Annotated in this window: 14 protein-coding genes and 2 tRNA genes; 11 read left to right on the top strand and 5 right to left on the bottom strand. The window is 39.4% G+C overall.

The genetic code is table 11. The features are described from left to right. Positions 1 to 186: 186 nt before the first annotated feature. From mgaSpn to D8855_RS04870, 3 genes are all read left to right on the top strand, one after another. Positions 187 to 1665, top strand: a complete 1479-nt coding sequence (mgaSpn, locus tag D8855_RS04880; protein ID WP_125416311.1) for a virulence factor transcriptional regulator MgaSpn — start codon at positions 187 to 189, stop codon at positions 1663 to 1665. 784 nt (positions 1666 to 2449) lie between these two features. Beyond that, entirely contained in the window at positions 2450 to 3739 is a 1290-nt protein-coding gene (locus tag D8855_RS04875; RefSeq protein ID WP_020900385.1) for a membrane protein, read from the top strand. Between the two features lie 9 nt (positions 3740 to 3748). Then, positions 3749 to 4837 carry an AI-2E family transporter gene (locus D8855_RS04870; protein WP_004256071.1) on the top strand — a complete coding sequence of 363 codons (1089 nt, stop codon included), beginning with the start codon at positions 3749 to 3751 and terminating at the stop codon, positions 4835 to 4837. 140 nt (positions 4838 to 4977) lie between these two features. Here the strand turns inward: D8855_RS04870 and D8855_RS04865 are convergent. The 4 genes from D8855_RS04865 to D8855_RS04850 all read right to left on the bottom strand — a co-directional run bounded on the left by D8855_RS04865 (position 4978) and on the right by D8855_RS04850 (position 7589). Continuing rightward, positions 4978 to 5050: transfer RNA gene (locus D8855_RS04865), tRNA-Lys, on the bottom strand. 62 nt (positions 5051 to 5112) lie between these two features. Further along, positions 5113 to 5628 (bottom strand): DUF308 domain-containing protein, encoded by a 516-nt coding sequence (locus D8855_RS04860; RefSeq protein ID WP_000672744.1) that lies wholly within the window; start codon positions 5626 to 5628, stop codon positions 5113 to 5115. Positions 5629 to 5981: 353 nt separating this feature from the next. Continuing rightward, a tRNA-Lys gene (locus D8855_RS04855) sits at positions 5982 to 6054 on the bottom strand. A 263-nt stretch (positions 6055 to 6317) separates the two neighbouring features. Continuing rightward, the gene (locus D8855_RS04850; protein WP_125416309.1) at positions 6318 to 7589 is read right to left on the bottom strand and encodes a replication-associated recombination protein A; all 1272 of its coding nucleotides are present in this window, start codon (positions 7587 to 7589) and stop codon (positions 6318 to 6320) included. 115 nt (positions 7590 to 7704) lie between these two features. On the opposite strand from D8855_RS04850, the gene D8855_RS04845 reads away from it, so the two are divergent. From D8855_RS04845 to pepF, 6 genes are all read left to right on the top strand, one after another. Continuing rightward, positions 7705 to 8175, top strand: coding sequence for a DUF3013 family protein (locus tag D8855_RS04845; RefSeq protein WP_000257122.1), 471 nt, complete (start codon positions 7705 to 7707; stop codon positions 8173 to 8175). 18 nt (positions 8176 to 8193) lie between these two features. Then, positions 8194 to 9261, top strand: a complete 1068-nt coding sequence (locus tag D8855_RS04840; protein ID WP_125416307.1) for a M50 family metallopeptidase — start codon at positions 8194 to 8196, stop codon at positions 9259 to 9261. A gap of 1 nt (position 9262) precedes the next feature. Beyond that, positions 9263 to 9691 carry an NUDIX hydrolase gene (locus D8855_RS04835; protein WP_125416305.1) on the top strand — a complete coding sequence of 143 codons (429 nt, stop codon included), beginning with the start codon at positions 9263 to 9265 and terminating at the stop codon, positions 9689 to 9691. A 137-nt stretch (positions 9692 to 9828) separates the two neighbouring features. Further along, the gene (gene prmA / locus D8855_RS04830) at positions 9829 to 10779 is read left to right on the top strand and encodes a 50S ribosomal protein L11 methyltransferase (protein WP_000451175.1); all 951 of its coding nucleotides are present in this window, start codon (positions 9829 to 9831) and stop codon (positions 10777 to 10779) included. 1 nt (position 10780) lies between these two features. Further along, complete coding sequence (locus D8855_RS04825; RefSeq protein WP_001188174.1) at positions 10781 to 11524, top strand: 16S rRNA (uracil(1498)-N(3))-methyltransferase; 744 nt, start codon at positions 10781 to 10783, stop codon at positions 11522 to 11524. A gap of 10 nt (positions 11525 to 11534) precedes the next feature. Then, positions 11535 to 13331, top strand: a complete 1797-nt coding sequence (gene pepF, locus D8855_RS04820; RefSeq protein WP_125416303.1) for an oligoendopeptidase F — start codon at positions 11535 to 11537, stop codon at positions 13329 to 13331. A gap of 167 nt (positions 13332 to 13498) precedes the next feature. Here pepF and D8855_RS04815 read toward each other — a convergent pair whose 3' ends face one another. Next, a complete protein-coding gene (locus tag D8855_RS04815) occupies positions 13499 to 13888 on the bottom strand; it encodes a nuclear transport factor 2 family protein (RefSeq protein ID WP_125416301.1) in 390 nt (129 codons plus the stop codon). A gap of 150 nt (positions 13889 to 14038) precedes the next feature. Between D8855_RS04815 and D8855_RS04810 the strand changes: the two genes are divergently transcribed. After that, positions 14039 to 14371: a winged helix-turn-helix transcriptional regulator gene (locus tag D8855_RS04810; protein ID WP_000182730.1), complete on the top strand. Its 333-nt coding sequence runs from the start codon at positions 14039 to 14041 to the stop codon at positions 14369 to 14371. A gap of 11 nt (positions 14372 to 14382) precedes the next feature. Continuing rightward, positions 14383 to 15174: a DUF2785 domain-containing protein gene (locus D8855_RS04805; RefSeq protein ID WP_020903233.1), complete on the top strand. Its 792-nt coding sequence runs from the start codon at positions 14383 to 14385 to the stop codon at positions 15172 to 15174. The last annotated feature ends 86 nt before the right edge of the window (positions 15175 to 15260 follow it).

Raw genomic sequence — 15260 nt, 5'->3', positions numbered from 1 at the left:
ATTTGATTCTGTATTTACGCCCTCAATAGACAGTAAAATAAGAAAATTGTTTATATATTGCCTCCGTAGTGTTATTATACGAAATAAAGGATCTTAGTAAAAGTCGTTACAGCATGTTATACCTATTCTTTGTGGTATAATTGCAAGAGGTTTAATCCGATAATTTATAAAGAGAGAAAGACATTCATGAGAGATTTATTATCTAAAAAAAGTCATAGGCAATTAGAATTATTAGAATTATTATTTGAACATAAACGTTGGTTTCATCGTTCTGAACTAGCAGAGTTATTAAATTGTACAGAACGTGCAGTCAAAGATGATCTATCCCATGTTAAATCTGCTTTTCCTGACTTGATTTTTCATTCTTCTACTAATGGTATACGCATTATTAATACCGATGATAGTGATATTGAAATGGTTTACCATCATTTCTTTAAGCATTCAACTCATTTTTCGATTTTAGAATACATCTTCTTTAATGAAGGTTGTCAAGCTGAGAGTATTTGTAAAGAATTTTATATCAGTTCATCTTCGCTCTATCGTATTATTAGCCAAATCAATAAAGTGATTAAAAAGCAATTTCAATTTGAAATTAGTCTGACCCCTGTTCAAATCATTGGAAATGAGAGAGACATTCGTTACTTTTTTGCACAATATTTTTCAGAAAAATATTATTTCCTAGAATGGCCATTTGAAAATTTTTCATCAGAGCCCCTATCTCAATTGTTAGAATTGGTTTATAAGGAAACAAGCTTTCCAATAAATTTATCAACGCATAGAATGCTAAAGTTGTTCCTGGTTACTAATCTATATCGAATAAAGTTTGGTCATTTTATGGAAACAGAGAAAGATTCTTTTAACGACCAAAGTTTGGATTTTTTAATGCAGGCAGAAGGAATAGAAGGTGTTGCTCAGAGTTTTGAATCAGAATACAATATCTCTTTAGATGAAGAAGTTGTTTGCCAATTATTTGTGTCTTACTTTCAAAAAATGTTTTTCATAGATGAAAGTCTCTTTATGAAAAGCGTAAAAAAGGATAGCTATGTTGAAAAATCTTACCATCTATTGAGTGATTTTATTGATCAGATTTCAGTCAAGTATCAGATTGAGATTGAGAATAAGGATAATCTGATTTGGCATCTGCATAATACTGCACATCTGTATCGTCAGGAGTTGTCCACTGAGTTTATTTTATTTGATCAAAAAGGGAATACAATCAGGAATTTTCAAAATATTTTCCCTAAATTTGTTTCAGATGTAAAAAAAGAGCTTTCTCATTATTTAGAGACTCTTGAAGTTTGTTCTAGTTCAATGATGGTAAATCATCTATCTTATACCTTCATCACTCATACCAAACATTTGGTGCTTAATCTACTACAAAATCAGCCAAAGCTGAAGGTTCTGGTTATGAGTAATTTTGATCAGTATCATGCAAAATCCGTTGCAGAGACACTTTCTTATTATTGCAGCAACAATTTTGAACTTGAAGTTTGGACTGAATTAGAATTATCAAAGGAATCTTTAGAAGAATCGCCTTATGATATCATCATTTCTAATTTTATTATTCCTCCGATTGAAAATAAGAGACTGATCTATTCAAATAATATAAACACGGTCTCACTCATATCTTTGTTAAATGCCATGATGTTTATTCGATTAGATTAGTAACCTAAAATAAAAAATGCTATTTCGCGTTTTGAACTGTACCTCAAAAGTTAGACAGAAAAAATCTAATTTTTGGGGTGTTTTTATTAAGAAAAGACCTTCAGTCATTTAAGTAAAATGTACATCTAGAGTCATAGTCCTCTAAAACTCTTGCTTTTTTTGTAGAAGATACGAAAAAAACCTTGATTCCAAGGCTTTTTCCTGTTGATTTAGATGCCCCCTACAGGGATTTGGAAAGGACTTTCATATTGAGAGCAATTAAAAATATTGAAATATAAGTGATTTTAGGTATTTTCAATGTCATGATTTAAAAATGGGACAAAAGTGGGGCAAAAACCATACAGATTCTAAACTGTATGGTTCTTTTTTTATCTAACCAAGAAAGGTTAAAACTTATTAAAACAAATGCAATCAACTGTTGAAAACTTTTTAGTCCGTGTAATATAAAAACAAGTAAAAAGTTGAACTATAGGGAATATTGTGTCATAATAGGTAATAGATGAATAATTAATAGATTGGAAATAATGCTTTCTTACCTTAACAAGTTGAATTGGTTATACATTTTTTCGTCGCAATTGTGTCTATCTCTCGAGTTTAGCTAGTTTTTATAAGCTCTGGTTTCTAATCAATATAACAAATTTTAGAAGTGCATAAGACAAGATGGTGACATTACTACAGTCATTTCTAGTCACCATATGTTGCTGGCACAGGCTGTTTGTAGTGTTGGCTATTTACTAGTCAGTTTAATCGGAGTGTTTAATTTTTATTGTTGAAAGGTTTTTATATGGCGAAAATTCTATCTTTAGGTCTGACAGGTAAGAAATTACTTGCTCAGGGGTTCTTGTTTGTTCTGCTAGGTCTCATCTTGATGGTCACGGGGACTTGGTTGCCAGTAAAGGTTATTCGACTGGTTCTGTTTTTAGCTTGGATAGCAACGGTCTTAGATTTAGTATTACGTATTTTCAAAAAAAGTCAGTCAACGGACACCTTGGGAGTTGCACTGGTTAAATTGTTAGTGCTGGGATATTTGCTTGGCTCCAATCTTGCGACGGATGTGCCGATTTATATTTTGGCTCTTGTGATTGGAGTTTATCAGATTTTTCATGCTAGTATTAACCTTGTCACCTATGTTCTCTACCGCAAAAACAAAATTCGACCTCGTTTTCGTCTCTTACTAGATGGACTCGTACTAGTTTTTCTTGGTGGGACTAGTCTTTTGTCCTCTACAGGAAATTCTGTCTTTCAACTCTTTGTATTAGGGGCTTATTTTTTCCTTTATGGTGTGTCCAATATCCGTGATGGTTTCTTGTTTGAGGGGGAAATTGGGAAAAACCATCTCAAACGTCGTATTAGAATTAGCTTACCTATTGTCCTAGCCGCTCTCATCCCTGCAAGAACTTTAGCAAAAGTTAACAAATTTATGCTGGAAAATGCTGATGAGGAAGAAGATATCCATCTTGGAATGGTGAAGTCTGGTAAGACAGCGGAGCTTGAAATTTTTGTTCATACAGCTGAGACCTCTCTGTTTTCAGCTATTGGTCATGTGGATATCTGCTATCAAGGCCGTGTTATTTCTTATGGCAACTATGATCCGTCTTCTGAGACCTTATTTGGCATGGTAGGAGATGGTGTCTTATATTTCTGTGATCGTGACAAGTACATTGACCTATGTAAACGTGAGAGTCAAAAAACGCTTTTTGGTTATGGGATAGATTTGACGCCTGAAATGGAAAAAGCAGTTCAGAAAAAGTTGGCTGAATTGAAACAACTGACGATTCCATGGGAGCCAAGTGCAGATAAAATCATGACAGGTGATGGTAAGGAAGACTACACCTACGCTTATAAAATCAGACATGAGACAGATGGGGAACTTTATAAATTTATCAAATCTAAGTTTAAATCCTACTTTGTCTTATCTACAAACTGTGTGCTCTTGGCTGATACCATAGTCGGTCAGGCTGGCACCGATATCCTCTCACCCAAAGGATTTATCGCTCCAGGAACTTACCAAGCCTACCTTAATCGAGAGTTTGAAAAACCAAATAGTATAGTCGTATCTAAACATGTTTATTAAGGAGAATTTATGAACTTAGTAAAAAAATACACCCCGTTAATCCTTTTTATAGGGCTGGTTGCTCTTGTAATTCTGAATGCATCGAGCTTTATATCAGGAGCAATCTCTCTCTTTGATGTAATATCAACCTTGATTTATGGTGCTGTTATTGCTTTTGTTCTTAATGTTCCTATGAAAAAAATTGAACAGTACTTAGTTAAATTGAAGGTAAAGGCAGAGTTGCGTCGTCCGATTGCCATGGTACTTGTTTTCCTAGCTCTTATCTTAATCGTGATTGCTCTTTTGGTTTTGGTGCTGCCAACCCTAGCCCAGACTATTAGTCAGCTGGGAACAGTCCTTTCAACAGTCCTTACTCAACTTGGGAAATTGCTAGGCAGCTCGGAATTTGTAACCAAAGACATGTTGTCAACTATCGTATCAGGAATTCAGGGACAGTCTAGCTCTATTAGCCAAGCTTTGATAGGTTTTTTATCAGGTCTGACTAGTAATATCGGCAATATTTTTTCAAGTTTGATGAATGCCTTTTTGATTATAGTCTTCACCTTTTTATTTTTATCCAGTAAGGAACATTTGGCAGCGATGACGAGTCGACTTCTAAAAGTTTTTCTTCCAGAGAAGGTGGTGATAAAGTTGACTTACATTGGACAAGTAGCACTAGAGACTTATGACCAATTTTTGATGAGTCAGCTGATTGAAGCAGTTATCATAGGAGTTATGATAGCGGTTGGTTACAGCGTGTTTGGGATACCCTATGGAGTAATGACAGGTATCTTTGCAGGAGTGCTATCGTTCATTCCTTATGTAGGGCCTATGATTGCTTGTGTTGTGGGAGCGATTTTTATCTTCACAGTGAGTCCTACTCAAGCCTTACTTTCTCTTCTTCTATATCAAGTTATACAGCTGATTGAAGGAAACCTTATTTATCCTAGAGTTGTAGGTCAATCTATTGGTTTGCCAGCTATTTTCACGCTTGCGGCTGCTAGTATTGGAGGCAATCTCTTTGGCTTACTTGGGATGATATTCTTTACACCGATATTTGCTGTTATCTATCGATTGGTTAAGGAATTTGTCGTTGCAAAGGAAAATCAGCTAGATTAAGAAAAACTAAATTTAATAAGATATACTGAGAAGAGAGTGAGAGATTCTCTTCTCTTTTATTTTTAAATACTTTTCTACAAAAAGCTATTAGACGTTAAAAAAAGCCTTGGTTTCAAGGCTTATTTCTGTTGATTTAGATGTGCCCCCTGCAGGGCTCGAACCTGCGCCCCATAGCTTAAGAGTCTACTGCTCTACCAACTGAGCTAAGGAGGCAACAGAAAAAGCTGAGAATGTAACTTCCCAGCTTTTTTAATATGCCCAAAATGGCAGCTAGATTATTTACGAAAGGCATCAAGGATATAGGTGAAACCAACAATTAAAAATGCAAAGGCAACGACATAAACGACAAAGACACTTGTAGCTACTGGATTGAACAAAATCACTAGACCTAGTAAAAATGCAAGCAACGCTATCCACATGATATGGTTGCCAATAATAGGGAAAATCAATCCCAGACGATTGCCTTTAAAGAAAACTATAATGGCTTCTACAATTAACCAAATTCCTAAAATAGTTGGAATGACAACTGGCAGCGTCACAAAGCCATAGGCAACGAGGTAAAGAGCTAAGAGAAGATTAACAATCCCTTGGAAAAGATGAGCTGGTGAGCGAAGCTCTTTTGGTACAGAGAAATAGCCTAAAATAGCTGCTATAGAAGAAACCAGTAAACCAAATGCAATCCACCAGCTGTAAGCAACAAGATTAGCTACTGGGTTTGTAAATAGGAAAAGTCCTAAAAGGACAAAAACAACTCCTGCAAGGAATAGCGATAAACGATTAGAAAATTTCATTTCAATACCCCCTATATAGTATAGTATAGTTTGATAATAAAAATATTATACACCTTTTTAGAGGAAATATCAATAAACAAAATGGAAAATTTGGAAGTTTCAGTCTGATTTATGAAAAGAAAATCAGTTTTTATTATTTTGAAAATAAAAAGAGAAGATAAAATTTGTCTTCTCTACATGAAAATATTGTATGGCATCAAAGCAAAAGTAACTGGCTTTACACTATTTGTAAAGATGTAATTTGATTCAAAAAGAAAAGATAGATTTAAAAGTGGGGCAAATGATGGAGCAAATCAGTTATTGACAAGCAAAAAAAAGCCTTGGTTATCAAGGCTTTTTCCTGTTGATTTAGATGCCCCCTACAGGGATCGAACCTGTGACCCACGGATTAAGAGTCCGCTGCTCTGCCAGCTGAGCTAAGGAGGCAAAGAAAAAGCTGTATTGGTGCCGAAACTTCACGGTTTGTATTGAACCCGCGCAATTAAGCAGGTGGGCAACTCGCTCTAACTGAAGCTGTTTCCGTGTGAGACGGCCTACATGCTGTTAGAAGACTTTTGTTTCCCTAATAATACAAAAAATAGTCGGTCAACACTTAAGTGTGAAGTCGTACACCACAGCGTTTCTATGTTTATATGATACCACTTTTTCAAAAAAAATCAAGAGGAAAGTGCAATTTTTTGAAAAGGATTTCAGATTTTTCGCAAACGGTCGATAGCTTCCTTTCTTTGAGCCAAAGCCCGTTCATATTTACCAGTATCTTCTGCTTGGAAATAGTGATGATTGCGAATTTTTTCTGGCAGATAGTCTTGCTTGACCCAATTTCCAGGATAGTTGTGTGGATAGAGATAGTCTTGGGCATTCCCCAGTTCCTTGCTTCCACTGTAGTGCCCATCACGCAGGTGTCGCGGAATAGGCAAGTGCCCTGATGTTTTGAGGTCAGCAAGTGCCTTATCCATAGCTACATAGGCTGAGTTGGATTTTGGAGAAAGTGCCAAATCAATGACGACATTGGCAATGAGAATGCGGGCTTCTGGGAACCCAATCTTCTGGGCAGCATCCAGAGCAGTCACGGTATGAATCTGGGCCTCAGGATTGGCTAAGCCGATATCTTCATAGGCGATAACGGTCAAGCGACGAGCGAGACTTGGCAAATCACCAGCCTCAATCAAGCGGGCAGCATAGTGAAGACTGGCATCAACATCTGAGCCACGGATAGACTTTTGCAGGGCTGAGAGAACATCGTAGTGGCCATCTCCATCCTTGTCCATGGTAATGTAGCTCCGCTGCAAGCTATTTTCCATGATGTCTAGGGTGATGTGGCGGATGCCCTCGTCATTCTCAGGGGTAGAGAGAACTGCCAAGTCCAGTGAGTTAAAGGCAGAGCGAAGGTCTCCGTTTGTAGAGGTCGCGATGAAGTCCAGCGCCTCCTCATCTAGTTCTACTGGAAAATCAAAACCACGCTCAGGATTATTTAGAGCGATCTGAAGAGCCTCTTTGACGTCGTGGTTAGACAGAGGTTCCAACTCAAAAATTTGAACACGGCTGCGAATGGCAGGAGTGACAGAGAAGAAAGGATTTTCAGTTGTAGCGCCAATCATGATGACCAGTCCACTTTCCAAGAGAGGCAAGAGGAAGTCTTGCTTGGTTTTATCTAGTCTATGAATCTCGTCAAGGAGTAGTACAAGTCCACCTGAAAATTTAGCCTCTTCCGCAATTTCTTGCAGTCGCTTTTTACTATCAACTGTCGCATTGAAAGTTCGAAAGGCATACTTAGTAGTCCCAGCGATGGCTGAAGCAATACTGGTTTTTCCAATACCCGGAGGTCCATAGAGAATCATGGAGGACAGGCGATTGGCTTCCACCATGCGGCGGATAATTTTTCCAGGCCCGACCAGATGCTCCTGACCGATGACCTGATCGATGGTTTTAGGGCGCATGCGAAGCGCGAGATTGTCTGGCATAGCAGTCCTTTCTAACGTGGATTTTCTGATGTATATGTGGTAAGATGGTAGTATCTATTTTAGCATATTTCCGAGTAATCGGGGCGATTTAAGAGTCGCATAGAAAGAGGACAAAATGGCAACATACGGATTTTTAGATGTTTTAGAGGAAGAGTTGGAGAAGAACTTTCCCTTTGACTTTGAGATTAGTTGGGACAAGCGCAATCACGCGGTTGAAGTGAGTTTTCTATTGGAAGCGCAAAATGCTGCAGGTGTGGAGATGGTGGATGAAGATGGAGAGGTTTCATCAGATGACATTCTCTTTGAAGAAGCAGTGCTTTTTTACAATCCTGCTAAATCAACAGTCAATGAGGAAGACTATTTGACTGTCATCCCTTACTTGCCTAAAAAAGGATTTTCCCGCGAATTCTTAGCTTATTTTGCACTATTCCTTAAAGATACTGCCGAGGTTGGGCTAGATGCGCTTATGGATTTTTTGGAAGACCCAGAAGCAGAAGAATTTGTCATGGAATGGAACCAAGAAGTCTTTGAAGAAGGAAAAGTTGGCTTGGAAGAGGGAGAATTTTATCCTTATCCGAGATATTAGGAGTTGGTTGGAGATTTTATGAAAAAAATTGTGACGTATTTGATTCAGACAGTGTCTGTTCTTGTGATGATGCTAGCTTTTGCTTGTGGAACAATCGCATTTGCAGAGTTGGGGTATTCCGCAGTTTTAGTCTTTACTTTTGGTTATGCCTTCGCTCTTCTAAGCATGTATGTAATCTTTATTCTTCATGAGCTTGGTCATGCATTTTGTGGTTATCTGACAGGCTATCGGCTGGTGGCTTTTGGATTAGGGAACTTTCTTTTAACCAAAAAGTCAGGAAGGCTTCATCTTAGTCGAACAGCAGTTATAAAAAATGTTGGTGCTCAGTATATTGGTTTAAAAGAGAATGAAAGTGATCAAAGAATCATCTTGATGCTTTCAGGAGGCTTGATAGTTCACCTTTGCTTGATATCATTGGCAACACTTTTTGGTTTTTTGACAACAAACTGGTATTTTGCAGGCACTTGGATTTGTCTAAATTTATCTCTTCTTCTATTTAATGCTCTGCCAGTTGGGATTACCGATGGAGCAAAAATTTGGGAATTACTACAACACCCTGAAAATACGAAATACGCCTACCTGATGTTGAGGCATTCTGCCCAGACCTTGCTAGCTCCTCAAGAATATGATTTAAAAGACTTTATCATGTCTGTTGATGAGGATGTGAGAGGGAGTTTTGCAGAAAGTGTTCAGACTCTTCAGGGGTTGGTATTCATATTGGATGATAATATAGAGCTTGCGAAGCAACAGTTTCAGTCTGTGCTAGAGAAAACAGATAATTCAATGTCTAAAACTATTTCTCAATTATACCTTCTTCAAGTTGCTCTGATGGAAGGAGATACTAAGAAAGCGGAAGAATATGCAAGTATTCGAGGGGTCAAATCCTTTTTATCTATAAAAACAGCAGATATGCAGGTCATTCAAGCTTGGTATCAATTTAAGGTAAAGAAAGATGTAGTCCAAACTCACAAGGCTATGAAGATTGCTAGACAGAAAATGAATAGCAGCCGGATGTTACGGGATGAGAAAAGCTATTATCAAAACTGGTTAGCCGAGCTGGAAAAGGAATTAACCGAAGGAGTCTAATATGGAAATAGAACTTACTGATTTCCAAGGTTGCAAGATTGCCTTGATTTGTGGGGATAAGGTCTTGACTATCTTACGTGATGACAAGGACGATATCCCTTGTCCCAACATGTGGGAGTTGCCTGGTGGAGGACGAGAGGGGGATGAAAGTCCTTTTGAGTGCGTGGCGCGTGAAGTTTATGAGGAACTGGGAATTCGTTTAGATGAAGACTGTCTGCTTTGGAGCAAGATTTATCCTAGCGTAATCTTTAAAGATAAGCAATCGGTCTTTATGGTTGGTCAGCTAAGACAAGAACAATTTGACAATATTACCTTTGGAGATGAAGGACAGGGCCATCAGCTGATGAATGTCGAGGAATTTCTTAGCTCCAGTCAAGCTGTACCTCAGTTGCAAGAGAGATTAAAAGATTATTTAAAAGTAAGTGATTAGAAAGGATGGTTCGGTTAAATTTCTAAACTGAACCCGCCCTAAACACTGTGCCAAAAAGATAAACTTCTCTTAGACACAAGCGTCTTCAGAGAATTTCCTATTTTGGCTTTGTGTTTTACGGGCTTGGTATCTTAATAATGGAAACATGGCAAGAGTTAAAAGTTACAGTTAAGCGTGAGGGAGAGGAGTTAGTCTCTAATCTCTTGATTGAGCTGGGTGCCCAGGGTGTTGCGATTGAAGACAGTATGGACTATGTGGGCAACGTCAATCGTTTCGGTGAAATTTTCCCTGAGGTCGAGCAGCAAGAAGAAATCGTAGTGACAGCCTATTACCCTGATACGGTTGATGTAGCAACGGTTGAGTCAGATTTGCAGGCTCGTCTAGCAGAATTGACAGATTTTATGGATTTGGGTGAAGTCAAGATGGGGACGACTGCCTTGGCTGAGGAAGACTGGGCAGACAACTGGAAGAAATACTATGAACCTGCTCGCATCACTCATGATTTGACCATCGTGCCGTCGTGGACAGACTATGAGGCGACTGCTGGGGAAAAGATTATCAAGCTGGATCCTGGCATGGCTTTTGGTACGGGGACCCATCCAACCACTAAGATGAGCCTCTTTGCCTTGGAGCAGGTTCTTCGTGGTGGGGAAACAGTGCTAGATGTGGGGACTGGATCAGGCGTCCTCTCTATTGCTAGCTCGCTACTGGGTGCTAAGGAAATTTTCGCCTACGACCTAGATGATGTAGCGGTTCGTGTGGCTCAGGAAAATATTGAGCTCAACCCTGGCATGGAAAACATCCATGTAGCTGCAGGTGATTTGCTTAAGGGGGTTGAGATTGAGGCAGATGTCATTGTGGCTAATATCTTGGCGGATATTCTCATTCATCTGACAGATGATGCTTATCGATTGGTCAAGGATGAAGGCTACCTCATCATGAGTGGGATTATCAAGGACAAGTGGGACATGGTGCGCAAGTCGGCTGAGTCAGCTGGATTTTTCCTCGAAACTCACATGGTTCAAGGGGAATGGAATGCCTGTGTCTTTAAGAAAACCAAGGATATTTCCGGTGTGATTGGAGGCTAGCATGCAGCAGTATTTTGTAAAGGGTAATGCTACCTCGCCAGTCATCATCGAGGATAAGGAAACCAGCAAGCATATGTTTCAGGTAATGCGCTTGAAAGAAGATGATGAGGTTACTTTGGTCTTTGATGATGGAGTCAAGCGTTTGGCGCATGTGCTGGATGTGGAAGCTCGTCAGTTTGAGTTGGTCCAAGAACTAGATGACAATGTGGAACTGCCCGTTCAAGTAACCATCGCATCTGGATTTCCCAAGGGAGACAAGCTGGAGTTTATCACTCAAAAAGTAACCGAACTCGGAGCTAGTCAAATCTGGGCCTTCCCAGCAGACTGGTCAGTTGCCAAGTGGGATGGCAAGAAATTGGGTAAAAAGGTTGAAAAACTAGAAAAAATTGCCCTTGGAGCAGCAGAACAAAGCAAGCGTAATTTGGTCCCAAGTATCAAGCTTTTTGAGAAGAAAGGAGATTTTCTAGCCCAACTTGACCAATTTGACCGCATTGTAGTGGCTTATGAAGAGTCGGCAAAAGAAGGAGAAGCCGCTGCGCTTTTACAAGCAGTTAATGGACTCGAGAAGGGAGCCAAATTGCTCTTTATCTTTGGTCCAGAAGGTGGTCTGTCACCTGCAGAAATCGAAAGTTTTGAAGCTAAGGGAGCAGTCTTGGCAGGTCTTGGTCCTCGTATTTTGCGAGCAGAAACAGCACCGCTTTACGCCTTATCAGCCCTTAGTGTTTTATTAGAATTAGAGAAATAAGAGGAAGAAAATGGAACAAAAACACCGTTCAGAATTTCCAGAAAAGGAACTTTGGGATTTAACAGCCCTATACCAAGACCGTGAGGATTTCTTGCGTGCAATCGAGAAAGCTCGCGAAGATATCAACCAATTTAGCCGTGATTACAAGGGCAATCTTCATACTTTTGAGGATTTCGAGAAGGCCTTTGCGGAATTGGAGCAAATCTACATCCAGATGAGCCATATCGGTAACTATGGTTTTATGCCTCAGACGACAGACTATAACAATGAAGAATTTGCCAATATTGCCCAAGCTGGGATGGAATTTGAAACAGACGCTAGCGTAGCCTTGACCTTCTTTGACGATGCTCTGGTGGCAGCAGACGAGGAAGTCTTAAATCGTTTGGGGGACTTGCCACATTTGACTGCAGCCATTCGTCAGGCCAAAATCAAAAAAGCCCACTATCTAGGGGCAGATGTGGAGAAGGCCTTGACCAATCTGGGTGAAGTTTTCTACAGCCCACAGGACATTTACACCAAGATGCGAGCTGGGGATTTTGAAATGGCTGACTTTGAAGCCCATGGCAAGACCTACAAAAACAGCTTTGTCACCTATGAGAATTTCTACCAAAACCATGAGGATGCTAAGGTTCGTGAGAACTCCTTCCGTTCCTTCTCAGAAGGACTTCGTAAGCACCAAAATACGGCTGCCGCAGCCTATCTAGCCCAAGTCAAGTCTGAAAAACTATTGGCAGATATGAAGGGATATGACTCCGTCTTTGACTATCTTCTAGCTGAGCAAGAAGTAGACCGTGCTATGTTTGATCGCCAGATTGACCTCATCATGAAGGACTTTGCGCCGGTTGCTCAGAGATATCTCAAGCATGTTGCCAAGGTCAATGGTCTTGAAAAGATGACCTTTGCTGACTGGAAATTGGACTTGGATAGCGCCCTTAATCCTCAAGTGACTATTGACGATGCCTATGATTTGGTCATGAAGTCGGTAGAGCCTTTGGGGCAAGAATATTGTCAGGAAGTTGCTCGCTATCAAGAAGAGCGCTGGGTGGACTTTGCTGCCAATAGTGGTAAGGATTCTGGTGGTTATGCGGCGGATCCATATCGCGTGCACCCTTATGTCCTCATGAGTTGGACAGGTCGTTTGAGCGATGTCTATACCCTGATTCATGAAATTGGGCATTCTGGTCAATTCATCTTTTCAGACAATCACCAAAGTTACTTCAACGCCCACATGTCTACTTACTATGTCGAAGCGCCGTCAACCTTCAATGAATTGCTTTTAAGTGATTACTTGGAACACCAGTCTGACGATCCGCGTCAAAAACGCTTCGCTCTTGCCCACCGCTTGACAGATACCTACTTCCATAATTTCATTACCCACCTCTTGGAAGCAACCTTCCAGCGCAAGGTTTATACACTGATTGAAGAGGGAGAAACATTTGGAGCAAGCAAGCTTAATAGCATTATGAAGGAAGTCTTGACAGACTTCTGGGGAGGTGCCATTGAAATTGACGACGATGCGGCTCTGACTTGGATGCGCCAAGCTCACTACTACATGGGCTTGTATAGCTACACTTACTCTGCTGGTCTTGTTATCTCGACTGCGGGTTACCTCCATCTGAAAAATTCAGAAACTGGAGCCGAAGACTGGCTCAACCTCCTCAAATCAGGTGGCAGCAAGACACCGCTTGAGTCAGCCATGATTATCGGAGCGGATATCTCAACAGACAAACCACTCCGTGATACCATTCAGTTCTTGTCAGACACAGTTGACCAGATTATTGCCTACAGTGCCCAGTTGGGAGAGTAAATTAAAAGAGTCTGGGACAAAAGTCTAACCTTAAATATAAAAAGCGAACAAAACGAGTTATCTGATACTCAGAATTCTGTCTTGTTCGCTTTTTTTCTAATCTATTGATTTAAAAATTTAGAATAAAGAATTCCTAAAATCAAAATTTTTTGTCCTAGCCTCTTAAATTATCCCCAAAAGCTATCTTCTTCAGCTTGATCTGAAGAGAAGAGCCAAACTTCTTTGATTTTTCCGTCTTCAATACGGAAGAGGTCAATCCCGTTCATATTGAGTTCAGTACCATCAGCACGTGTTCCAAGAAAAGTAACATTGGCTGCGATTAAATCCTCATTGTCAGAAACCCAATTTGTTATCACCTTAAAGGTTCCATTAGTTTTCTCAGCAAATGTAGCCAGGTGAGTTCCTAGCTTGTCCTTACCAACAACTGAACCAGATATACTATGAGTACCAGGTTGATGCCAGACAATATCGTCTGCCATCGTTTCAAAGACACCAGGAAAGTCACCAGCAATTAAAGCTTGGTTATAAGCATTGAAAATTTCTAAGTTTGTTGACATATCTATTCTCCATTTCTTTTTTATGATATAATTGTAACAGTTACAAACAAAAAAACAAGTAGACACTTTTTCGATAGCTAGTATCAAAAGTAGTACTATTATTGATACTAAAAGATAAAATTTTTTTAAAAAATAGAAAGAAGATATTTTATGACAAATAAAGTGAGTGAGTATGGTATTTGTCCATTTGCAACAACGCAGAGGGTTTTAACGGGGAAATGGGCACTGGTAATCATTTATCAGTTGAGTACGGGTACCAAACGATTTAAAGAATTGCAGAGATTATTGCCTGGGATTACTCAAACTATTTTGACCCGTCATCTCCGTCAATTAGAAAAGGATAAGATTGTTCAACGAAAGGTCTATGCTGAAGTTCCACCACGAGTTGAGTACAGCTTAACTGAAATGGGGCAGGAATTCAGAGTTGTTTTAGATGCTGTCGAGAAATGGGGTCTAGATTATATCAAGTTGCTAGAAATGTAGAGGTATTGACCATGTATCAAGAGTTACTTAGAAAAATAGCAGAAGAAAAACCAAGTTATCATGAGGAAGAAATCCAATGGTTGCTTGATCATTTGGGAGATTCTTCTCCAGAAATTCGCGATGACCTTGTTTTTATAAGCTTTGCTAGAGGGATTCAGGAAGAGCTATTTACACAGGAACAATTTTATTTCATTGCTGAGGAAATTTTATCTGATGGAGGATTATATAAAGAGATTGATAAGGTAGGCTTGTCAACCCTTGAACGTTCTTTTAGGGCGCTTATTTATGCAAATCTCTTGTCTGCAGATGCCAACCAGCAATCGATTTTTTATCAGGGATTAAAAGCAGAAATTCGTAATGTCCTTTTAAATCAAGGTTTGCACTATCTTTCAAAAGAAAAGGATACAACGGGTTTTTCAAGTCAGTATGGTTGGGTTCATGCTTTTGCACATGGAGCCGATTTACTGACAGAGGTGGTTTGTCATCCAGACTTTCCTAAAAACAGGGTTCATGAAGTATTTGAGATACTTGGCCAACTATTTAAAAGAATGTCCATTCGTTTTACAGATGATGAGGATTGGCGTTTAGCAAGAGTAATCTATGAACCTATTTTACAAGGGAAGTTGGAGCAAGAGCAAGTAGCTTCTTGGATAAAAGCTGTTGACTTTCCGATAGAAGAAAGGGAAGATTTTTATAAATTTTCCAACTTCAGATCCTGTCTGTTGGAAGTCTATGTCCAACTTGACCAGAGAAATAGTTTACAAGATGACTTGAAAGAAGCCATCCAGTCTTTTCAATACTAGGGATAAGCTAATATTATTTATTGAAAGAGTTTCTATTGTATCCTCCTAACTAATAATGAAAACTAATAAAAGAGGTTGAATCATTT

The organism is Streptococcus mitis, assembly GCF_003942685.1.
GTDB classification, from domain to species: Bacteria; Bacillota; Bacilli; order Lactobacillales; family Streptococcaceae; genus Streptococcus; species Streptococcus mitis_CD.
Note: the sequence above shows the minus strand (reverse complement) of the source record. Positions and strands in the feature narration are given on the sequence as shown.